The sequence below is a fragment of the Burkholderia sp. EMB26 genome, from assembly GCF_024730645.1.
Lineage (GTDB): Bacteria > Pseudomonadota > Gammaproteobacteria > Burkholderiales > Burkholderiaceae > Burkholderia > Burkholderia cenocepacia.
This window is the reverse complement of sequence record NZ_CP078070.1, coordinates 3,287,090-3,308,005: the sequence shown is the minus strand read 5'-3', so window position 1 is coordinate 3,308,005 and position 20,916 is coordinate 3,287,090. Positions and strand designations below refer to the sequence as shown.

17 protein-coding genes are annotated in these 20,916 nt (G+C 68.5%); 2 read left to right on the top strand and 15 right to left on the bottom strand.

Translation table 11 applies throughout. The features are described 5' to 3' along the window. Positions 1–206: 206 nt before the first annotated feature. A complete protein-coding gene (locus tag KU887_RS15575) occupies positions 207–1,124 on the top strand; it encodes a LysR family transcriptional regulator (protein ID WP_006483476.1) in 918 nt (305 codons plus the stop codon). A gap of 79 nt (positions 1,125–1,203) precedes the next feature. On the opposite strand, the gene bioB is transcribed toward KU887_RS15575, so the two are convergent. The 9 genes from bioB to aceK all read right to left on the bottom strand — a co-directional run bounded on the left by bioB (position 1,204) and on the right by aceK (position 11,264). Beyond that, positions 1,204–2,223, bottom strand: a complete 1,020-nt coding sequence (gene bioB, locus KU887_RS15570; RefSeq protein WP_006483467.1) for a biotin synthase BioB — start codon at positions 2,221–2,223, stop codon at positions 1,204–1,206. A gap of 41 nt (positions 2,224–2,264) precedes the next feature. Continuing rightward, positions 2,265–2,984, bottom strand: a complete 720-nt coding sequence (bioD, locus tag KU887_RS15565) for a dethiobiotin synthase (RefSeq protein ID WP_006483466.1) — start codon at positions 2,982–2,984, stop codon at positions 2,265–2,267. Further along, positions 2,981–4,165 carry an 8-amino-7-oxononanoate synthase gene (bioF, locus tag KU887_RS15560; protein WP_034201305.1) on the bottom strand — a complete coding sequence of 395 codons (1,185 nt, stop codon included), beginning with the start codon at positions 4,163–4,165 and terminating at the stop codon, positions 2,981–2,983. Before bioF ends, bioD begins: the two co-directional genes overlap by 4 nt. After that, entirely contained in the window at positions 4,162–5,508 is a 1,347-nt protein-coding gene (gene bioA, locus KU887_RS15555) for an adenosylmethionine--8-amino-7-oxononanoate transaminase (RefSeq protein WP_012492369.1), read from the bottom strand. Before bioA ends, bioF begins: the two co-directional genes overlap by 4 nt. Before the next feature lie 474 nt (positions 5,509–5,982). After that, the gene (locus KU887_RS15550) at positions 5,983–7,254 is read right to left on the bottom strand and encodes a dienelactone hydrolase family protein (RefSeq protein WP_006487605.1); all 1,272 of its coding nucleotides are present in this window, start codon (positions 7,252–7,254) and stop codon (positions 5,983–5,985) included. A gap of 106 nt (positions 7,255–7,360) precedes the next feature. Beyond that, complete coding sequence (locus tag KU887_RS15545) at positions 7,361–7,795, bottom strand: YchJ family protein (protein ID WP_006495438.1); 435 nt, start codon at positions 7,793–7,795, stop codon at positions 7,361–7,363. Between the two features lie 38 nt (positions 7,796–7,833). Further along, on the bottom strand, positions 7,834–8,511 hold the full coding sequence (locus tag KU887_RS15540) for an SDR family oxidoreductase (RefSeq protein ID WP_006495437.1): 678 nt from the start codon (positions 8,509–8,511) through the stop codon (positions 7,834–7,836). A 111-nt stretch (positions 8,512–8,622) separates the two neighbouring features. Beyond that, entirely contained in the window at positions 8,623–9,390 is a 768-nt protein-coding gene (can, locus tag KU887_RS15535) for a carbonate dehydratase (RefSeq protein WP_058901849.1), read from the bottom strand. 56 nt (positions 9,391–9,446) lie between these two features. Further along, positions 9,447–11,264: a bifunctional isocitrate dehydrogenase kinase/phosphatase gene (gene aceK, locus KU887_RS15530; protein ID WP_034201308.1), complete on the bottom strand. Its 1,818-nt coding sequence runs from the start codon at positions 11,262–11,264 to the stop codon at positions 9,447–9,449. Between the two features lie 304 nt (positions 11,265–11,568). Here aceK and KU887_RS15525 point away from each other — a divergent pair, with 304 nt between their 5' ends. Beyond that, positions 11,569–12,648, top strand: a complete 1,080-nt coding sequence (locus KU887_RS15525) for an MBL fold metallo-hydrolase (RefSeq protein ID WP_006483650.1) — start codon at positions 11,569–11,571, stop codon at positions 12,646–12,648. Between the two features lie 19 nt (positions 12,649–12,667). Here the strand turns inward: KU887_RS15525 and KU887_RS15520 are convergent, their stop codons facing one another. The 6 genes from KU887_RS15520 to argS form a co-directional block, all read right to left on the bottom strand. Continuing rightward, positions 12,668–14,311: an ABC-F family ATP-binding cassette domain-containing protein gene (locus KU887_RS15520; protein ID WP_258250472.1), complete on the bottom strand. Its 1,644-nt coding sequence runs from the start codon at positions 14,309–14,311 to the stop codon at positions 12,668–12,670. Positions 14,312–14,503: 192 nt separating this feature from the next. Then, positions 14,504–16,099: an ABC transporter substrate-binding protein gene (locus KU887_RS15515; RefSeq protein ID WP_060214896.1), complete on the bottom strand. Its 1,596-nt coding sequence runs from the start codon at positions 16,097–16,099 to the stop codon at positions 14,504–14,506. Between the two features lie 352 nt (positions 16,100–16,451). After that, positions 16,452–17,225: an SDR family oxidoreductase gene (locus KU887_RS15510; protein WP_006489097.1), complete on the bottom strand. Its 774-nt coding sequence runs from the start codon at positions 17,223–17,225 to the stop codon at positions 16,452–16,454. 19 nt (positions 17,226–17,244) lie between these two features. Then, positions 17,245–17,883: a thiol:disulfide interchange protein DsbA/DsbL gene (locus KU887_RS15505; RefSeq protein WP_006489101.1), complete on the bottom strand. Its 639-nt coding sequence runs from the start codon at positions 17,881–17,883 to the stop codon at positions 17,245–17,247. Positions 17,884–17,953: 70 nt separating this feature from the next. Further along, entirely contained in the window at positions 17,954–18,844 is an 891-nt protein-coding gene (locus KU887_RS15500; protein ID WP_034201311.1) for an SPOR domain-containing protein, read from the bottom strand. 107 nt (positions 18,845–18,951) lie between these two features. Then, positions 18,952–20,733 (bottom strand): arginine--tRNA ligase, encoded by a 1,782-nt coding sequence (gene argS / locus KU887_RS15495; protein ID WP_006495432.1) that lies wholly within the window; start codon positions 20,731–20,733, stop codon positions 18,952–18,954. Positions 20,734–20,916 lie beyond the last annotated feature (183 nt).

Here is a 20,916-nt window from a genome sequence, read left to right as displayed (position 1 = left end):
TACCGTGTTGAACGCAGGTTAGCCGTGCGGGGTGCGTCAAAATAGTTCTATTTTTATATGCGAGCGTATCGATTTTTCAGATATCGCGGGAAGCGGCTGCCCGGCGCCGCGGCAGGCGGATGCGCGCGGGTCGGGCGGGCCCGGATTGCCGCGAAACGGACGGTTGATATGATGGTTGCCATGCCCCCATCAGTTTTCCACCGCGCATGGCCCTGACGCTCAGACAGCTCAAGTACTTCGTCGCGACCGCCGAGCTCGGACAGATCTCGCAGGCCGCGATCCAGCTCACCATCTCGCAGTCGGCCGTGACGAGTGCGATCAAGGAACTGGAGGACAGTCTCGGCACGCAGCTGTTCGTGCGCACGTCGGCGGGCGTGACGCTGACCGATACCGGGCGGCGTTTTCTCAATCACGCGTACACGATCCTGTCGTCGGTCGACGAGGCGATGCGGATCCCGAATCTCGAAAGCACGCTGACCGGCACGCTCGCGATCGCCGCGAGCTACACGGTGCTCGGCTACTTCCTGCCGCATCACGTGCTGCGGCTCAATACGCTCTATCCGCGCCTGACGATCCACCTGCACGAGCTGAACCGCGAGTCGATCGAGGAAGGGCTGATCGCGGGCCGCTACGACATGGCCGTGCTGCTCACGTCGAACGTGTCGAATCCGGAGCTCGTGCTGGAGCCGGTGATCCATTCGGTGCGCAGGCTGTGGGTCGGCGCGCATCATCCGCTGCTGCGGCGCGAGAGCGTCACGTTCGCGGAGGTCGCGCACGAGCCGTTCGTGATGCTGACGGTGGACGAGGCCGGGCAGACCGCGCTGCGTTACTGGAACGAGACGCCGTACCGGCCGAACGTAATCCTGCGCACCTCGTCGGTCGAGGCGGTGCGCAGCATGGTCGCGAACGGCAGCGGTGTCGCGATCCTGTCCGACATGGTGTATCGCCCGTGGTCGCTCGAAGGGCGGCGCATCGAGACGATCGTGCTGCGCGACCCGGTGCCGCCGATGAGCGTCGGCCTCGCGTGGCGCAAGAACATCGAGCTGAGTCCCGCGATGCACGCGGTGCGCGACTATTTCCGGCACACGTTCATGGAGCCGCGCGCACTGGGCGGCGCGACCTGAGCCGTGCGCGCGGGCGTGAAAAAGCCGGGGCGCGCCCCGGCTTTTTCGTTGACGGGCGCGGCGCGCCGGCCGTTGCCGCTTACGCGTTGTCCGACAGCGCGTCGGCCTGGCTCGCGCGGATGCCGAGGCGCTCGAACAGCGCGCGGTCGCGCTGCGTCTGCGGGTTGCTCGTCGTCAGCAGCTGGTCGCCGTAGAACATCGAGTTCGCACCGGCGAGGAAGCACATCGCCTGCATCGCGTCGTCGAGCTGCTCGCGCCCGGCCGACAGGCGCACGACGGCCTTCGGCATCGTGATGCGCGCGACCGCGATGGTGCGCACGAATTCGAACGGATCGAGCGGCGCGGTGCCTTCGAGCGGCGTGCCTTCGATCGCGACGAGGTTGTTGATCGGCACCGATTCCGGATACGGGTTCAGGTTCGCGAGCTGCGAGATCAGGCCCGCGCGTTCGCGACGCGATTCGCCCATCCCGATGATGCCGCCGCAGCACACGTTGATGCCCGCGTCGCGCACGCGGTCGAGCGTGTCGAGGCGATCCTGGTAGGTGCGCGTCGAGATCACCTGGCCGTAGAACTCCGGCGACGTGTCGAGGTTGTGGTTGTAGTAGTCGAGGCCCGCGTCGGCGAGCTGCCGAGCCTGTTCGTCTTCGAGCATGCCGAGCGTCATGCAGGTCTCGAGGCCGAGCTCCTTCACGCCGCGCACCATCTCGGTCAGCGCCGGCATGTGGCGCTCCTTCGGGTTGCGCCACGCGGCGCCCATGCAGAAGCGGCTCGCGCCGTTCGCCTTCGCCGCGCGCGCGGCGTCGAGCACCGTGTCGACGTCCATCAGCTTCTCGGCCTTCAGGCCCGTGTCGTGATGCGACGACTGCGAGCAGTACCCGCAATCTTCCTCGCAGCCGCCCGTCTTGATCGACAGCAGCGTCGACAGCTGCACCGCGTTCGCGTCGAAGTGCTCGCGATGCACCTGCTGCGCGCGGAACATCAGGTCGTTGAACGGCAGTTCGAACAGCGCGACGACGTCGGCGACGCGCCAGCGCTGCGGCGCCGGTGCAGCCATGGGAATCGCGTCGGATTGCACGGCGACGGTCTGGGCTTGGGTCATTTCGTTTTCCTGTCCTGGGCGGGATTGGGGGATCGGTTGGGTCAAGGCCGCGCGGCGCGCAGCGACTCGACGAGCGCGGCGATGTCGAGCATCGCCGCGGCGGATTCGGGGGCGGCCGGCGTCATGTGCGCGATGCGGCCGACGAGCGGCGCGCGGTGCTCGCGCGCGAGCCAGTCGCGAATCGTCGCGACGTTCTCGTCGGCGAACGACATGGCCGGGTCGACGTGGTTCGCGACCCAGCCCGCGAGCGCGAGCCCGCGCTGGCGAATCGCATCGGCCGTCAGCAGCGCGTGGCTGATGCAGCCGAGCCGGATGCCGACGACGAGCACGACGGGCAGGCCGAGCGCGACCGCGAGATCGGCGGTGTCCTGCGTGTCGTTCAGCGGCACGCGAAAGCCGCCGACGCCTTCGACGACGACGACGTCCGCGCGCGTCAGCGCTTCGCGATGGCACGCGACGATCGTGTCGAGATCGAGCGTCACGCCTTCCTGCGCGGCGACGATGTGCGGCGCGGCCGGCGCTTTCAGCAGGAACGGCGTGCGCAGCTCGGGCGGCAGCACGACGTTCGCGGCGGCGTCGAGCTGATCGGCATCCTCGTTGCGCCAGACGCCGTCGCGTTGATACGCGCCGGCCGCGACCGGCTTCAGCGCGGCCGCGCGCAGCCCGTGCCGCGCGAAGCCGTGCAGCATCGCGGCCGACACGAAGGTCTTGCCGATTTCGGTATCGGTGCCGGTGACGAACAGCGAGAGCGGGGCGGTCATGCTGCTGCCTCGCTAGCTTCGATCAACGCGGCTTCGAGCCTGGCGAGATCGTCGAACGAATGCGCGGCCGACAGCGACACGCGCAGTCGCGACGTGCCGGCCGGCACCGTCGGCGGCCGGATCGCGGGCACCCACAGGCCGTGCGCGTCGAGCGCGCGCATCGCCGCGAGCGTCGCATCGTTGCTGCCGATCACGAGCGGCTGCACGGCCGTGTGCGAATCGACCGGCTGCCAGCGCGTGTTGCGCAGCAGCGCACGCGTGCGTTCGATCAGCGCGGCGAGGTGCGCGCGGCGCGCGTCGCCTTCGTCGCCCGCGATCACCTTCAGGCTCGCGGAGACCGCATGCGCGACGGCCGGCGGCGCGGCGGTCGTGAAGATGTAGCTGCGCGCGCGCTGGATCAGCCATTCGATCACGGTTTCGTGTGCGATCACGAACGCGCCGGCGACGCCGGCCGCCTTGCCGAGCGTGCCGACGTACACCAGGTGCGGCGAACGCAGCGCGGCGGCCGCGAGCGCGCCGCGCCCCTGCGGGCCGAGCACGCCGAAGCCGTGCGCATCGTCGACGACGAGCCACGCGCCGTGGCGCTCGGCCAGCGCGACGAGTTCGGCGAGCGGCGCGACGTCGCCGTCCATGCTGAACACGGTGTCGCTGACGATCAGCTTCGTTTCGGCCTCCGATGCGTCGAGCAGCGCGGCGAGCGCGGCCGTATCGGCGTGCGGATAGACCTGCACGTTCGCGCGCGACAGCCGCATCCCGTCGATCAGCGACGCGTGGTTCAGCGCGTCGGAGAAGATCGTCGCGCCCTTGCCCGCGAGCGCCGTCATCGCGGCGAGGTTCGCCATGTAGCCGGTGCTGAAGTACAGCGCGCGCGGCGCGTCGGAGAAGCCGCCCGCGAAGCCCGCGAGCTCGTCCTCGAGCCGCGCGTGCGCGCGCGAATGGCCGCCGAGCAGGTGCGAGCCGCCGCTGCCGGAGCCGTAGCGCTGCGCGCCTTCCGCGAATGCGGCGACGAGCGCCGGATGCGCGGCGAGGCCGAGGTAGTCGTTGCTCGCGAAGCCGACGATCTCGCGGCCGTTTACGGTCATGCGTGCGTCGCACGCGGTGTCGGCGATACGGCGCACGCGGCGCAGCCCTTGCGCGTCGAGATCGGCGAGGCCGCGTTGCAGGGTGTCGAGCAGGCTCATCGGCCGAGGTCCTCCAGCGTCGCGTCGAGCGTGTCGCGCGTGCGCTGCGCGAGCCACGCGATGTCGTCGTCGCTCATCACGTACGGCGGCATCAGGTACACGGTCGTGCCGATCGGGCGCAGCAGCAGTTCGCGCGCCAGCGCATGTTCGAAGAAGCGCCGCGAGAAACCGCGCGCCGCGTCGCCGTCGAGCGCGACGTCGAACGCGAACAGCGTGCCGCGCTCGCGCAGATGGCGCACCTGAGGATGAGCGTCGAGCGGCGCGAGCGCCGCGCGCAGCGTCGCCGATTTGCCGGCGTTGCGCGCGAGCACGTCGTCGCGCGCGAACAGGTCGAGCGTCGCGACCGCCGCGCGGCACGCGAGCGGGTTGCCGGTGTACGAATGCGAGTGCAGGAAGCCGCGCGTCGTGTCGTCGTCGTAGAACGCCGCGAACACGTCGTCGCGCGTGAGCACCAGCGACAGCGGCAGGTAGCCGCCGCTGATCCCTTTCGACAGGCACATGAAATCGGGCCAGACACCGGCCTGCTCGCACGCGAAGAAGGTGCCGGTGCGTCCGCACCCGACCGCGATCTCGTCGGCGATCAGGTGCACGCCGAATTCGTCGCACAGCGCGCGCAGCCCGCGCACGTACGACGGATCGTGCATCGCCATGCCGGCCGCGCACTGCACGAGCGGCTCGACGATCAGCGCGGCGATCCGGTCGCCGCGTTCGACGAACAGACGCCGCACGTCCGCGAGCGCGCGGCCGGCGACGTCGGCGGCCGTCTCGCCCGGCAGCGCGCCGCGCGCATCGGGCGACGCGACCACGTGCGCGTGGCGGATCAGCGGGTCGTACGCATCCTTGAACAGCGCAACGTCGGTCACGCCGAGCGCGCCGATCGTCTCGCCGTGATAGCTGTTCGCGACGCAGACGAATTCCTGCTTGTTCGCGCGGCCGCGGTTGCGCCACGCGTGGAAGCTCATCTTCAGCGCGATCTCGACGGCCGACGCGCCGTCCGACGCGAAGAACGCATGGCCGAGCGTGCGCCCGGTGAGCGCGTGCAGCCGTTCGGCGAGCTCGATCGCGGGCGCGTGCGTGCAGCCGGCGAGCATCGCATGCTCGAGCGTGTCGAGCTGGTCCTTCAGCGCCGCGTTGATGTCCGGGTTCGCATGGCCGAACAGGTTGACCCACCACGAGCTGATCGCGTCGAAGTAGCGGCGGCCGTCACGGTCGTACAGCCACACGCCCGCGCCGCGCGCGACGGGGACGAGCGGCAGGCGCTCGTGATGCTTCATCTGGGTGCAGGGGTGCCAGACCGCGCGCAGGCTGCGCGCGACCCAGTCGTCGGTGGCTGGCGTACTCAAGGCGACTCCGGGGGTAAAACGACCGCGCGGCATCGACGGGATGCCGCGCGGCGGGATACGAAACGCGCTGAGATTAGCGTGTTCCGCCGGACGTTGCACTAGCGGTTACAAGTGCCGCAAAGCCTTGTCGGGCGGGAGTTCGGCGCAGTTCGCGGGGGCTCGGAACGGAACGCGACGGATCGGGCGAAATGCGCGCAGATGACGACGTTCGAGTGACACCCCCCGACAGAAAAAAATCGCGGGGCGGCGCGCGGTGCGCGGGCGAAAAATCGGGGATCGAAGCGCAATACGGGCGTGCGGGGCGATGTCGCGACCGACAGGCGGCGGCACAGCGGTGGGGGCGCACCGGAACGCAATCGGGCAGCCGGAACGGCAGGCGGCGCCGCGCGACGGACACGCGCTCAGGAGAAAAGAAAAGGAAGCGGGGAAAAGACGAAAAACGCGCGCGGCGTACGATCCGCCGCGCGTCGGACGTCAGCGCGAAGCCAGTGCGCGCGTATCGGTGTCGCGGGCGGGGGCGTCGCCGTTGTCGGCCGTCTGCGTCGCGTTGTCGTTCCACACGACACGGTCGTTGACCGCATACAACCGGCATGCGCCCGCGCCTTGCTTCGCGCAGTTGTCGAGCGCGAGCGCCATCGGATCGTCGCCGCCTTCGGCCCACGACCACGCGCCTTCCGACGACACCGCGAACGCGCGGCTCGGATGCTGGTTCAGGAAGCGGCGATAGCCTTCGCGGCCGGCTTCGTCGACGTACGGCACCGCGTTGACCGCATCGATCGACGCATAGCCGGTGGCCTTCGGCTCGTGCGGGTTCGCGACCGCATAGCGCACCGCGGTCGGCAGGTTCAGTTCGGCGAGGAATGCGTGCACGGCCGGCCACCACACGGGCACGCCGTCGCGATCGACGATCAGCCGGTGCGCGTCGTCCTTGTAGCGGCCGAAATCGATGAACTGCGCTTGCGTGCCATGCGACACGTACGCATCGTGCATCTGCGCGACGAGCGCGGGCGTCCACACCGAATCGTTGTCGCCGTACAGCCACAGCGACCGCACGGCCGTATGCGCGCCGTACTGGTCGAACGCGTCGACGAGGTTGCGCTGCCAGCCGTCGCACAGGTCCTGGCGCAGCCCGCCGGAGAAGTTGATGATGCCGCGCACGCCCGCCGCGGCTTCGGTGCCGTAGGCGACCGACACGAGGCCGCCGTGCGACGTGCCGGCGACGACGATGCGCGACGCATCGACGTACGGCTGGCGCGACATGTAGCGCACCGTCGCGTCGACGTCGGCGGCCTGCGCGAGGCCGTTCTTGCCGACGTTGCAGCCTTCCTGCTGGTACGTGCCGCCCGAACCGGCGAAGCCCTGGCGATTCGGCGCGATCACCGCATAGCCGCGGCGCACGAATTCGCGCGCGAACGCGAGCGGCCGGCTGCGCGGCTGCAGATGGAGATCGCCGGTGTTTTTACCGTGGTTGAAGACGACGAGCGGGAACGGGCCGGGGCCGTTCGGCTTGAACAGCGTGGCCTCGAGCGTGACGGCGCCCGACGCGTCGGCCGGAATGCGGAGGATCTGCTCGTTGAGGTCGGCGGCAACCTGCGGCAGGTTCGCGTCGGCGTAGTCGAAGTGCTCGGCATGGGCGAGCGAGCCGCTGGTGCCCGCACCCGTATTGGCGCTCGGCAGCGTACCGGCCTGAGCGGCCGACAGCGCACAGGCCGCCATCCATCCCACCAATACCTTGCTGAACGCCATCCGTAAGCCCTGCCATGCAACATGACCAATTCGAGGTCATCGTAGCCCGACAAAATCGGGTTGTGCAATGCGGGAATAACCCGGCGTCTGACACAGCAACTATTTGTCAGCGTTCACTTACTTCGCCGTCGACATAGCGCCAGAAACCGTGCTCGTCGCGCTCGAAACGGCTCGTCTCGTGCAGCCGGTAGGCGCGTCCGCCGACCTTGTAGCGGGCCACGAATTCGACCTCCGCGTGCCGGTCGTCGAGCGGCGCGTGGCGTTTGACCGCGAGGCCCAGCCAGCGCGGCGCGTCCGGCGCGCTGGGGTCGGTGTCGAGATCGGGCGGGCAGGTGCGCGCGGCCCACGTCGCGCGCAGGTAATCGGTCGCGCCGAGCACGTACGCGCTGTACCGCGAACGCATCAATTCGAGTGCGGTCGGCGCGGCCTCGCCGCCGTCGATGAAGCGGCCGCAGCAGGCCGCATAGCGCGGCGCGGACGTCCTGGCGGGCGCGGGGGACGCGCCGCCGCACGGGCACGCGTCAGGTCGGTTCAAAATCATGCGAAATGTGAATTAACAACGCTGGGTTGTCGGCGCACTCACCAACTGAGCTCGATGCCGTCGTACTGGAAGAACCGGCCGTTCGCCTGAGACACGTCCGAACCGGATTCGGCGATGACGCGACGCATGCCGGTCACGCTCGTTTCCGGATCGATCGCGGCCTGCGCGCCGCCCATGTCGGTGCGTACCCAGCCGGGATGCAGCGAAATGCACGCGGCATGGCGCGTCTGCAGCGACGCGATGCGCAGCGCGTCGTTCAGCGCGGCCTTGCTCGCGCGGTACAGCCAGCCGGTCGTGCCGGTCGCCTCGGCGATGCTGCCCATCCGGCTCGATACGACCGCCAGCACGCCGCGCGCATCCTCGACGAGCGGCAGCAGGATCGGCAGCAACTGCATCGGCCCGCGCACGTTCGTATGCATCACCGCGTCGAAATCCTCGGCGGTGATCGTCTCGACGCCTTCGGTGCGCGGCCCGTACACGCCCGACACGAGCACGGCCGCGTCGAGCCGCTCGCCGTCGAGCTTCCAGCCGAGCGCCGCGATCTGCTCGGGCTGCGCGATGTCGAGCGCATGCGCCTGGGCGCCGAGCGCGCGCAGCGCGTCGAGCGACGCGGCGTCGCGCGCGGTGGCGATCACGTTCCAGCCGTCGCGCCGGTATTGCCGGACGAATTCGCGGCCGAGGCCGCGCGATGCACCGACGATCAATACGGTTTTCATGCTCGTCGCTCCTTGGGTTGGCGCCGCCGCGGCAGTGCCGGTGTCAGATCCGTTCGATGCGTGCCGCGCCCGCGCGGCAGTCGCCGCCGGGCGGCCGGCGCGCACCTCACGTTACTGCGCGTCGTCGCACGGCTTCAGCGTGGCGGCGACCGCCTGCGCGACGCCGTCGAGCCGTGCGGCGTCCGCCGCGACCATGTCGTTGTCCGGCGCGTGCTGGCCGCGCGCGGTCAGCGCCGCCACGCAGCGCTTGTAGGTTGCGTCGAGCGCGTCGAAGCTCGACACGGACATGCCGAGATTGCGCATCCGGCCGTCGTGCACGCCGTACACGAGCCCGTGCACGGTCAGCGACTGGCCGCGCGCCCACGCGTCGTTGACGATCGTCGTGCGGCACACGTTGACGACCTGTTCGATCGAATTCAGCTCGATCAGGCGGCGATAGCGCGCTTCGCCGACCGGCCATTCGTCGAGCAGCGCCGCGTGGCGCTCGCGCACGTCCTGCACGTGATGCAGCCAGTTGTCCGCGAGGCCGACGCGGCGGTTGTGCAGCGCCGCGTTCACGCCCGAGCAGCCGTAGTGGCCGACGACCATGATGTGCTTCACGCGCAGGATGTCGACCGCGAACTGGATCACCGACAGGCAGTTCAGGTCGCTGTGCACGACGACGTTCGCGATGTTGCGGTGCACGAACACTTCGCCCGGCGGCAGGCCGATGATCTGGTTTGCCGGCACGCGCGAATCCGAGCAGCCGATCCACAGATATTCCGGCGCCTGCTGGTCGGCGAGCCGGGCGAAGAAATCGGGATCGTCGGCGAGCTGGCGCTTGACCCACGCGTCGTTGTTGTCGAACAGATGTGAAAGCGGATTGTCTTGGGTAGTCATCGGGGTGGCTTCCGTTGGCGGAAATCGGGTCGATATCGGATTCGGTGTTGCCGGCGTCAGGCGGCGCGCTGCGCATCGCCTTCGCCGTCGTTGCGGCCCGTCGCGCCGAAGCGCGCGGGGTAGCGCACGCAAAAGCGCAGGGTCGCGTCGTACGGATAAAAATCGGGCAATTCGCCCTGCATCAGCTTGTCCTTGCTCGCCTGCCACAGCGCGGGATCGAAAAAGTCCGCGTGGTGCTTCATGAAGACGCTGCGCACGCGCGGGTCGCCGAGCAGGAACGGCCCGTAGGTCTCCGGAAAGATGTCGTGCGGGCCGACGGTATACCACGGTTCGCCGGACAGCTCGTCTTCCTCGTTGCGCGGCGGCGGCACGCGCCGCACGTTGCAGTCGGTCAGGTATTCGATCTCGTCGTAGTCGTAGAACACGACGCGGCCGTGGCGCGTGACGCCGAAGTTCTTGTACAGCATGTCGCCGGGGAAGATGTTGGCCTTCATCAGCTCCTTCACCGCGTTGCCGTATTCCTTCACGCCGTGCTCGACGTCCGCGTCGCTGCCGTTCTGCAGGTACAGGTTGAGCGGCGTCATCCGGCGCTCGATGTACAGGTGCTTGATCACCAGCTTGTCGTCCTCGTATTCGAGCAGCGACGGCACTTCCTTCTCGAGTTCGCGCACGAGCGCGTGATCGAGCCGCGCGAGCGGCAGCGCGACGCTCGAATACTCGAGCGTGTCGGCCATCCGCCCGAGCCGGTCGTGGCGCTTCACGAGCTGGTACTTCTCCATGATCTGCGCGCGCGTCGTTTCCTTCGGCGGCGGGAAGTGATCCTTGATGATCTTGAACACGTACGGGAACGACGGCAGCGTGAACACGAGCATCACGAGGCCCTTGATCCCGGGCGCGATGATGAAGCGGTCGCTCGAATGCGACAGGTGGTGCAGCAGGTCGCGGTAGAACAGGTTCTTGCCCTGCTTCTGCAGCCCGACCGACGTGTAGATCTCGGCCTTCGGCTTGCCCGGCATGATCGTGCAGAGGAACTCGACGTACGCGGACGGCACGCCCATGTCGACGAGGAAGTACGAATGCGAGAAGCTGAAGATGATCTGCAGCAGGTCGCGGCGCAGCAGCACGGTGTCGAGCGCGAGCAGGCCCGGGCGCACGTGGCGGATCGGCACCGCGAACGGCAGCACGCGGTCGGCGTTGATGATGCGGCCGATGATGTACGCGCTCTTGTTGCGGAAGAACAGCGACGACAGCACGTGGATCTGGAAATTCGGCGCTGCGTCGAAGTGGCCGAATTCGTCGTCGATCGCCTGCATCACGCAGCCGATGTCGCGCGTGAGATCCTCGAACGCCGGCTCGAGCTGGAAGTTCGTGACGATGCGCTCGAGCGTGACCGCGAGCCCGTCGGTGCCCGGATAGTACGCGCGGTAGGTCGGTTTCGCGGCCGGCTCGTCGTTCTCCAGGTACTCGGTCGAGATCGCCGGGCGCACGAAGATGAAATCGTTGCTGAAATACGAGCGGTGCAGGATCTTGCAGCACACCGAATTGAAGAAGGTCTCCGCGCACTCGGGCTGGCGGTGCGACGTGAGCAGGCCGATGTAGTGCAGCTTGATCTGCTGCCACACTTCGTCGTCGATGTTCTCCGCGTCGTATTCGTCTTCCAGCACCTCCACGCATTCCTTCACGCGCTCGTCGTACGACGTGATCCGCTCGCGTGCGAGCCGCTGCAGCCCGTGCCAGTCGCCGCGCTCGAACAGCGTCTTCGCTTCGACGGCCGCTTCGCGGAAGATCCGGTAATGGCGATCGAAGTATTCGAGCATCGTCTGCGCGACGTCGAAACCGATCTGCGACGACAGCAGTTTGGGGAAGTGATTCATTGCGTGCAGGCTCGTTCGGGAGGGGCTGTAAGCACTCGCCATTTTAGCGCCCAAGTCGGCGTTTCAATGACTTTCGGCGGGGCGCGCGAGCGGTCGTCAATCGGCGTGTTGCTCGCCGTTAGGGGCCGTTCGGTGCATCTTCGCGTAAAGATACGGGTACGGAACCGATTCTGACACGAACTTTTTTTGGCGGGCCGGCGCCCGCCGGGCACGCGTTTTTCGCGACGGCGATAGAATCGACGCACCGCCCGCCGCGCCCGCCGCCGGCGCGCATTCGCACCGATAACGACGAGACACCCCACCGATGAACGCCCTGGAACACCAACTCGACTACCCCTTCGCCGATACGCTGCCCGCCGCGGGCGACACGTTCGAGGTTGCGCCCGGCGTGCGCTGGCTGCGCATGCCGCTGCCGTTCTCGCTCGATCACATCAATCTCTGGCTGCTGCGCGACGAGATCGACGGGCAGGCCGGCTGGACGGTCGTCGATTGCGGGATCTCGTCGGACGCGATCCGCACGCACTGGGAACAGATCTTCGACACGCAGCTCGACGGCCTGCCCGTGCTGCGCGTGCTCGTCACGCACTGCCACCCCGATCACTTCGGCCTCGCGAACTGGCTGTGCGAAGGCGGCGACCAAGGCCGCTGGAACGTGCGACTGTGGATGACGCTCGGCGAATATATGTTCGGCTGCCTGATGGCGGCCGGCAACGGTTCGAACGCGGGCGGCGCGGCCGCCGCCGATCACTTCGCGCGCCACGGCCTGACCGATCCGGCCGCGCTCGACAAGCTGCGCAACCGCCGCAGCTACTACTCGGACCTCGTGCCGGCCGTGCCGCCGCGCTACCGGCGCCTGCGCGAAGGCGACGCGGTGACGATCGGCGCGCGGACATGGCGCGTCGTCACCGGTTTTGGCCATTCGCCTGAACATTGCGCGCTCCACAGCGAAGCGGACGGCGTGCTGATTTCCGGCGACATGGTGCTGCCGCGCATCTCGACGAACGTGTCGGTGTTCGACCTCGAGCCGGAAGCGAACCCGCTCGCGCTGTACCTCGAATCGCTCGGCCGTTACGAGACGATGGCGCCCGACACGCTCGTGCTGCCGTCGCACGGCAAGCCGTTCCGCGGCGTGCGCACGCGCATCGCGCAACTGCGCGAACACCACGATGCGCGCCTGGCCGAAGTGCGTGTCGCGTGCGCGGAGCAGCCGATGAGCGCGGCCGACATCGTGCCGATCATGTTCCGCCGCCGCGAGCTCGACATCCACCAGATGACGTTCGCGCTCGGCGAGGCGCTCGCGCACCTGAACCTGCTGTGGCTCGCGGGCGAACTCGTGCGCGAGCAGGGCGACGACGGCGTGCTGCGGTTCCGCACCGCCGGCTGAGCACGACGCTGCGTCGCCGTCACGCGACGGGTTCGTAGCGCCACCCGTCGCGCTGCCACTGCATCGTGTGCGTCGGTTCGAGCGCCGCGAGAAACGCGGCGTCGTGCGACGCGACCACGATCGCGCCCGGGAAGCCGGCCAGCGCCGCTTCGATCGCGCGCACCGATTCGAGATCGAGGTGATTGGTCGGCTCGTCGAGCAGCAGCAGTTGCGCCGGCGTGCCGCGCCACAACGCGCACGCGAGCGCGGCCTTCAGCCGTTCGCCGCCGCTCAGTTGCCGCGCCGGCTGCGTCGCACGCGTCGCGTCGAGCTGCAGCAGCGCGAGACGGCTGCGCAGGTCGCCTTCGGCGAGCGGCGTATCGAGCAGGCCCAACTGGTCGACGATCGAGCGCTCGGCGTCGAGCAGCGCGAGCCGCTGGTCGAGATACGCGGTGCTCACGTGCGTCGTGCAGATACCCGAACGCGGCGCCAGCTCGCCCGCGAGCATTCTCAGCAACGTCGACTTGCCGCAGCCGTTCGGGCCCGTCAGCGCGATGCGCACGGGGCCGCTCGCCGACCACGTGATCGCGTCGGCGTCGCCCGCGACGCGCCACGGCAGTTGCGCGCGTTCGAGCGTGAACAGCTGGCGGCGCGCGCTGACCTCGGTGCCCGGCAGCGATACCAGCACCGGCGCGTCGGCTTCGACGCGCGCGGCCGCTTCCTGCACGCGCGCGTCGAGCATCGCCTTGAAGTCGCTCTGATGACGCCGGACGGTCCCCATGATCGCGCGCGCGGCGCCCTTGCGGCTTTGACGCGCCATCGACGACAGGTTGGCCGTCTTCGCGTCGCGCAGCGACGCGGCCGCGTGACGCTGGATCGTGTCGTGTTCCTGTTCGAGCCGGCGCCGTGCGCGCCCGCGCTCGGTGCGCGCATGGTCGAGCGCCGCGTGCGCGGCGTCCTGTTCCGCGTCGCGCTGCGCGCGGTAGCGCGCATAGTTGCCGCCATATGAACGCGCGCCGTGCGGCGTCAGCTCGACGATGCGTTGCACGCCGGCGAGCAGCGCACGGTCGTGGCTGACGATGACGACGCCGCCGCGCCAGCCGTCGAGCGCCGCGCGCAGCCACGCGCGGCCTGGTGCGTCGAGATGGTTGGTCGGTTCGTCGAGCACGAGCAGGCCGGCGCCGGACAGCAGCGCGCCGATCAGCGCGACGCGCGCGAGCTGGCCGCCGCTCAACGCGTGCGCAGGCGTGTCGGCGTGGACGTCGTGCAGGCCAGCCGCGTCGAGCGTCGTGCGCAGCCGTTCCGCGAGATCCCAGCGATCGCCGATCAGCTCGAAGTCGTGCGGCGTTGCGCGGCCGTCCGCGAGACGCGCGAGGGCGCCGAGCGGGGCATCGAGCGCGATGATCTGCGCGACGGTCCGCGGGATGGCCATTGCGTCGTCGTCGTGCTGCTGCGCGACGTAGACCACCTGCGCATGCCGCTCGATCGTGCCCGCGCTGGGCGCGCGGCGGCCCGCGATCAGTTGCGCGAGCAGGCTCTTGCCGATGCCGTTGCGGCCGACGATGCCGGTCGGCGTGCGATCGATGGACAGGTCGAGCGAATCGAACAGCGTGACGCCGTCGTCGAAGCGGAAGGAAACGTGATGAAGCGCGACGAGCGCGCCGGTGGGCGTGGCTGCAGCCATAAGCACCTCCAAAAATGCGTGAAGACCTTCGCGCGCGGCGTGCGTGGCACGGGCGGCGAAAACATTTCGGGAAGGCTTAGTTGTTCACTTTGGCTGGCGTCCGGTATGAGGAATAGGCGCGCAGTGTAGCAAGCGCGGCGTGCGGGCCGCAAGCGGGCGGCGCGTGCGCCGTCGCTTGCGCGCCACGCACGGTTACTGCACGGCGACCGTCGTGAAGTTCTGTCGTCCGAACGGACTGACGTGATAGCCGCTCACGTTGGTGCGCGTGAGCGCGGCCGCGGTCGGGTAGCCGAGCGGAATCCACAGCGCCTGATCGTGGATGATCTTCTGCGCGCTTTCGTACAGCTTCGCGCGCTTGGCCTGGTCGGCGGTCGCCTTGCCGTCGGCGATCAGCTTGTCGAGCGGCGCATCGCAGAAGCGCGCGAAGTTGATGCCCGACTTCACCGCGTTGCAGCTGAACAGCGGCGACAGGTAGTTGTCCGGATCGCCGTTGTCGCCGGCCCAGCCCATGAACAGCATGTCATGCTGGCCGAGCTTCGCCTGCTTGATCAGCTCGCCCCATTCGATCACCTTGACCTCGGCCTTCACGCCGATCTTCGCGAGGTCGGCCTGCAGCAGTTCGGCGCCGACCTTCGGATTCGGATTCAGCACGCTGCCGGTCGGGCGCGTCCAGATCGTCGTCGAGAAGCCGTTCGGGAAGCCGGCCTGCGCGAGCAGCTGCTTCGCCTTCGCGGGATCGTGCGGGTACGGCGCGATGTCCTTCGCGTAGCTCCACGTGTTCGGCGGATACGGGTTGTTCGCGGCCGTCGCGGTGTTGTCGAACACGACCTTCAGGTAGGTCGCGCGGTCGAACGCGAGGTTCAGCGCCTCGCGTACCTTGTCGTTGTCGAGCGGCTTCTTCTGCGTGTTCAGCGCGACGAACGCGGTCATGAACGCGGGCGTCTGCACGACCTTCAGCGCGCTTTCGCCCTTCGCGGCGAGCACGTCCTGCGGCTTCGGCGACAGCGCGATCTGGCATTCGCCGGCCTTCACCTTCTGCAGGCGCACCGACGGGTCGGGCGTGATCGCATAGATCAGCCGGTCGACCTTCGGCTTCGGGCCCCAGTACGTCGGGTTCGCGTCGTAGCGGATCAGCGCGTCCTTCGTATAGCTCTTCAGCACGAACGGGCCGGTGCCGACCGGCTTCGCGTTCAGGTCGGCCTGCTTGCCGGCCTTCAGCAACTGATCCGCGTATTCGGCCGAGTAGATCGACGCGAAGCCCATCGTCAGGATCGGCACGAAGGTCGCGTTCGGCTCGTTCAGCACGAATTTCACCGTGCTGTCGTCGACCTTCGTGACCGACTTCACGAGCTTCACGAGGCCCATCGACTGCGCGTGCGGGAAGCCGCTCGCGCCGGCGACCTTGTGCCACGGGTTCGCATCGTCGAGCATCCGCGTGAACGTGAACACGACGTCGTCCGCATCGAGCGCGCGGCCCGGCTTGAAATAGTCGGTGGTCTGGAACGCGACGTTCGGGCGCAGGTGGAACGTGTACGTGAGGCCGTCGGCGCTGGCCTCCCATTTGTCCGCGAGCGCGGGCACGACCTTTTTCGCGGCCTCGTCGTAGGACACGAGCGTGTTGAAGATCACGTCGGCCGATGCGTTGGTCGTGACGAGCGAGTTGTACTGCACGACGTCGAAGCCGTCCGGGCTCGATTCCGTGCAAACGGTGAGCGGCTTGGCGGCGGCGAGGCCGGGGGCGGCAAGGGCGGCGGCGATGGCGGCCGCGGCGAACAGCTTGACGTGCATAGGATCTCCCACGTGGCTTGTGTTTTTCGCTGGATGATGGAGGCAGGCGCGGCCTGGAAGCGGCAGGGCCGGCGCGGCTGGCGAATAGCATACCGTCAAAGCGCGCGACGCGTGAAAAAAGGCGCCGGAACGCGGCGAATTGGCCGAAAAACGGCTGCGTTCGCGACGGAACGGGTGTTGATGCGGCGAAAGGTGCGGTGGAGGCGGCGGGCGGGGCGGGCGCCGGGGCGGCGGAGCCGGCGGGCGGGGGGGCGGCGAAGGTGCCGCGGCAGGTGTCGCAAAACCGGCGCGTCGACGCTCCGGCGCAGCGATACGGCCCGGCGCGTGTCGCGCGGGCCGCGTCGGCGGAGCGTCAGTGCGCGCCGGCCTTCGGCTTGCGCGGCGCCTTTTCGAACAGGCGGTCGTACAGCCAGCGCGGCAGCACGTGCAGCACCTTCGCGACGACGCCCATCTGCCACGGAATCACGCGGAACGCGTGCTGCCGGGCGATCGCCTGCGCCGCCCGTGCGGCGAAGCGGTCGGCGTCCATCAGGAACGGCATCCGGTACGGGTTGTGCGCGGTCATCGGCGTGCGAATGTAGCCGGGCGCGATCGTCACGACGCCGACGCCGGCCGGACGCAGCTCGACGCGCAGCGCTTCGAGATACTTGATCGCGGCCGACTTCGACGCGCTGTACGCGCCGGAGCCGGGCAGCCCGCGCACGCCGGCGACGCTCGCGACGCCGACCAGCGTGCCGTGGCGCGCGGCCGTCATCGGGCCGACGAACGGCTCGAACGTCGCGACCATCCCGTAGTAGTTGATGTCCATCACGTCGCGGAACGCCGCGAGATCGCCCTGGCCCGTGACGGCGCCCTGGCTGATGCCTGCGTTCGCGATCACGACGTCCGGGCAGCCGTGCGTCGCGATGAACGACGCGGCGGCCGTCGCGAGCGCATCGGCGTCGCGCACGTCGGCGGAATAGACGGAGATGGACAGCTTCGGGAAACGCCGCGCGAACGCATCGAGTGCATCGGTGCGCCGCGCGACGAGCGCGAGCGTGGCGCCCTGGCGGGCGTATTCCTCGGCCATCGCGAGGCCGAGGCCGCTCGACGCGCCGGTGATGAAGACCTTCAGCGGAGTAGTCATGCCGGCGCGCGGGCGGGGATCAGAGCTTCTTGTCCTGGACCTGCTTCACGAGGAAGTCGAGCACCTGGGCGGTACCCGGGATGCTGTTCGTGTAAGCGGGGCCCGTCTTGTACTTGCCCTGGACGACGACCGTCGGCACGCCGTCGATCGCGTAGTCCTTCAGCAGCTTGGCCGACTGGTTCACCTCGCCCTGCACGCTGAACGAGTTGTACGCATCCATGAACTTCTTCTTGTCGACGCCCTGCGTGGCCAGGAAGTCGGCCTGCGCCTGCGGCGTCAGCAGGTAGTTCTTCTGCTTGTGGATCGCGTTGAAGATCGCCGGCGTGACCTTCTCGGAGATGCCGAGCGCGGACACCGCGTAGTACAGCTTCGAGTGCGGGACGAAATCGTCACGGAATGCGACCGGCACGCGCTTGAAGTCGATGTTGTTGCCCTGCTTCTTCACCCAGGCCTCGATCGTCGGCTCGAATTCGTAGCAGTGCGGGCAGCCGTACCAGAAGAACTCGATCACCTCGACCTTGCCGGCCGGCGCGGATACCGGCTGCGGCGACTTCATCACCTCGAAGTCCTTGCCGGCGGCCGGCGCGGCGGGCGAAGCCTGCGCGAAGCCGGCGGCCAGGCCCAGGGACAGAAGGAGCGTGCTAAGCAGTTTTTTCATGTTGTGAACGTCGAATCAGTTGCTCGGGTTACGGAACGTAACGGGTTCTGCGTGGGCTCGGCCGGTTGGCTTACTGCTTCGTGAAGCGGATCACCGCCGTGTCGACACCTGCATCGGACAGGCGCTGACGGGCCGAGTTCATATCCTCGAACTTCGAGAACGGGCCGACGCGCACGCGGAAATAGGTCACGCCGCTGACGTCGCGCTTCGACACCTTCGATTCGAAGCCCTGGAAGCCGAGGCGCGCGCGCTGCTGCTCGGCATCGCCTTCCGTCTTGTATGCGCCGACCTGCAGGAAGTAGCCGGTGTTCGCGTCGTTCGCGGTCGGCGGCTTCGCTGCCGCTGCGGCCGTGGCCGACGACGTCGGCTTCGGCGTGTTCGCGGCCTGCTGCTGTTGCTGCTGTTTTTGCGCGGCGGCTTGCTGCGCCTGCTTCTGCGCGGCGAAGCGGGCGAGGTCGTCCTCGCCGCCTTGCTGCTGTTGCTGCGCCTGTTGCGTCTTCTTCGGCGGCGGCGTGGTGTCGGCCGGCTTCGGCGCGACGGCGACGCCGTTGCCCGACGACGGAGTGTTCGACGCGGTGGTGTTGCTCGAGCCGGTCGCGCCGTTCGTGTTACCCGACGGCGGCACTTCGACGATCTGCGGTTCGGGCAGCAGGCCGCCCTGGGTCTGGTTCGCGGCCTGGCCCGGCGCCGTGTTCGGCGGGGCGGGCTGCGCGGCTTGCGGCACCGGCTGGCCGGGCGTCTTGCCCTGCAGCGCGCGGTTCGGATCGAACTGCTGCGGCTGGCTTGCGCCGTTGTCGGCCGGCGGCGGCGCGACCTTCGACACGAACGGCGACGGCGAACGCGTGATATAGAGCGCCACCACCACGGCGATCGCGAGGCCGACGATCAGGCCCAGCACGATTCCAAGAAATGTCCCTCCGGCTTGTTTCGATTGCTTCGAAGTTCGGCGTGGTTGTGCCATTGCTTGAGTCACCTGCAAAAAGAATCGTGAAAAGGCCGAGGCAGGCTCTCCTGCGGCGGGCGCTGCCGCGGCCATTCGCTGCCCGGTTCGGGGCCGCGCTTACATCCTTACATCTTGGCGGGTGCGGACACGCCGAGCACCGCCAGGCCGTTCTCGAGCACCTGCCGGGTCGCGGCGAGCAGCGCGGCGCGCGCATTGCGCGGCGCTGCGTCGTCGACCAGCACGCGCTCCGCATTGTAGAACGAGTGGAATTCGCCAGCGAGATCGCGCAGGTAGAACGCGACTGCGTGCGGCGCCAGCTCGTTTGCCGCGTGCGTGAGCATGTCCGGATACTCGGCCAGCTTCTGCATCAGCGATGTCGCCTGCGCGCTCGTCAGTTGCGACAGGTCGGCGCCCGGCAGTTGCGCGACGTCGACGTTGTAGCGCGACTTCAGTTCGTTGAGCACCGAGCAGATCCGCGCATGCGCGTACTGGACGTAATAGACCGGGTTTTCGTCGTTCTGTTTCAGCGCGAGGTCGATGTCGAACACGAACTCGGTATCGGCCTTGCGCGAGATCAGGAAGAAACGCACCGCGTCGCGGCCGCGCGTGATGGTCGCCTCGTCGATCAGGTCGGGGGCCGCTTCCTGGCCCGCCGCCGCGCCGCCCGACCATTCGATCAGGTCGCGCACCGTCACGTAGCTGCCCGCGCGCTTCGAGATCTTCACTTCCTGGCCGTCGCGCATCACCGTGACCATCTTGTGCAGCACGTAGTCGGGATAGCCCTTCGGGATCCCGATGTGCAGCCCCTGCAGGCCGGCGCGCACGCGCGCGATCGTGCCGTGGTGGTCCGAACCCTGGATGTTGATCACCTTCGTGAAGCCGCGCTCCCACTTCGTCACGTGGTACGCGACGTCCGGCACGAAGTACGTGTACGTGCCGTCCGACTTGCGCATCACGCGATCCTTGTCGTCGCCTTCGTCGGTCGTGCGCAGCCACAGCGCGCCGTCCTGCTCGTAGGTCATGCCGGCCTTGACCAGCGCGTCGACCGTCTTCTCGACGCGCCCTTCGCTGTACAGCGACGATTCGAGGTAGTACTGGTCGAATTTCACGCCGAACGCCTGCAGGTCCATGTCCTGCTCGCGACGCAGGTAGGTGACCGCGAACTTGCGGATCGCGTCGAGATCCTCGACGTCACCCGTGCCCTTGACCGGCTCGCCGTCCGAGGCGGCGACCGTTTCGCCGTTCAGGTAGTCGCGCGCGATGTCGGCGATGTACTCGCCGTTGTACGCGGCTTCCGGCCAGCCCGCGTCGCCCGGCTTCAGGCCGCGCGCGCGGGCCTGCGTCGAGATCGCCAGGTTGCCGATCTGCACGCCCGCGTCGTTGTAGTAGAACTCGCGGTGCACCGCGTAGCCCTGGCTCGCGATCACGTTCGCGAGCACGTCGCCGAGCGCGGCCTGACGGCCGTGGCCGACGTGCAGCGGGCCGGTCGGGTTGGCCGACACGAATTCGAGCAGCACCTGCTTGCCCTTCTCGCGATCCGACGTGCCGAACGCGCGGCCCTGGTCGAACACGGCGGCGATCACGGCCTGCTTCGCGGCGGCCGACAGGCGCAGGTTGATGAAGCCGGGGCCGGCGATCTCGGCGGCTTCGACGAGGCCTTGCGCGGCCGGCTGCGCGGTGAGGGCGGCGACGATCTGCTCGGCGAGCTGGCGCGGGTTCGTGCCGAGCGGCTTCGCGAGCTGCATCGCGACGTTGCACGCGACGTCGCCGTGCGCGGCGACCTTCGGGCGCTCCAGCGTGATGGCCGGGGCGACGAATGCTGCGTCGGCGCCTTTCAGCGCGTGTGCGACCTGCTTGACGCTATCCGCGAGCAGGGCTTCGAGGGTCTGTTTGTGTGCTGGCAGCATGCTGGTAGAAGGCTTCGTTGGTGGCGGCCGGAAACGCCGGCCCGCCGGCACGCTTTTTAAGCGCGCGTTTCAGGGATCGCAGAATTTTAACAGGTGCTAATATGCCGCTCAGGCGGCCCGCGTCCGCGAGGCCGGACGCCGGTCTGCCGGCGTTCCCCAACCGCGCCGCGCAGGCACAACAAG

What these genes read in the sequence shown, in the direction of transcription:
- KU887_RS15520 (WP_258250472.1), bottom strand. Translation starts at nt 14,311, where the DNA reads ATGGCTGCAGCCACGCCCACCGGCGCGCTCGTCGCGCTTCATCACGTT.
- KU887_RS15510 (WP_006489097.1), bottom strand. Translation starts at nt 17,225, where the DNA reads ATGACTACTCCGCTGAAGGTCTTCATCACCGGCGCGTCGAGCGGCCTC.
- KU887_RS15550 (WP_006487605.1), bottom strand. Translation starts at nt 7,254, where the DNA reads ATGGCGTTCAGCAAGGTATTGGTGGGATGGATGGCGGCCTGTGCGCTG.
- KU887_RS15525 (WP_006483650.1), top strand. Translation starts at nt 11,569, where the DNA reads ATGAACGCCCTGGAACACCAACTCGACTACCCCTTCGCCGATACGCTG.
- KU887_RS15540 (WP_006495437.1), bottom strand. Translation starts at nt 8,511, where the DNA reads ATGAAAACCGTATTGATCGTCGGTGCATCGCGCGGCCTCGGCCGCGAA.
- KU887_RS15515 (WP_060214896.1), bottom strand. Translation starts at nt 16,099, where the DNA reads ATGCACGTCAAGCTGTTCGCCGCGGCCGCCATCGCCGCCGCCCTTGCC.
- KU887_RS15575 (WP_006483476.1), top strand. Translation starts at nt 207, where the DNA reads ATGGCCCTGACGCTCAGACAGCTCAAGTACTTCGTCGCGACCGCCGAG.
- argS (WP_006495432.1), bottom strand. Translation starts at nt 20,733, where the DNA reads ATGCTGCCAGCACACAAACAGACCCTCGAAGCCCTGCTCGCGGATAGC.
- KU887_RS15505 (WP_006489101.1), bottom strand. Translation starts at nt 17,883, where the DNA reads ATGAAAAAACTGCTTAGCACGCTCCTTCTGTCCCTGGGCCTGGCCGCC.
- KU887_RS15545 (WP_006495438.1), bottom strand. Translation starts at nt 7,795, where the DNA reads ATGATTTTGAACCGACCTGACGCGTGCCCGTGCGGCGGCGCGTCCCCC.
- KU887_RS15500 (WP_034201311.1), bottom strand. Translation starts at nt 18,844, where the DNA reads ATGGCACAACCACGCCGAACTTCGAAGCAATCGAAACAAGCCGGAGGG.
- aceK (WP_034201308.1), bottom strand. Translation starts at nt 11,264, where the DNA reads ATGAATCACTTCCCCAAACTGCTGTCGTCGCAGATCGGTTTCGACGTC.
- can (WP_058901849.1), bottom strand. Translation starts at nt 9,390, where the DNA reads ATGACTACCCAAGACAATCCGCTTTCACATCTGTTCGACAACAACGAC.
- bioB (WP_006483467.1), bottom strand. Translation starts at nt 2,223, where the DNA reads ATGACCCAAGCCCAGACCGTCGCCGTGCAATCCGACGCGATTCCCATG.
- bioD (WP_006483466.1), bottom strand. Translation starts at nt 2,984, where the DNA reads ATGACCGCCCCGCTCTCGCTGTTCGTCACCGGCACCGATACCGAAATC.
- bioF (WP_034201305.1), bottom strand. Translation starts at nt 4,165, where the DNA reads ATGAGCCTGCTCGACACCCTGCAACGCGGCCTCGCCGATCTCGACGCG.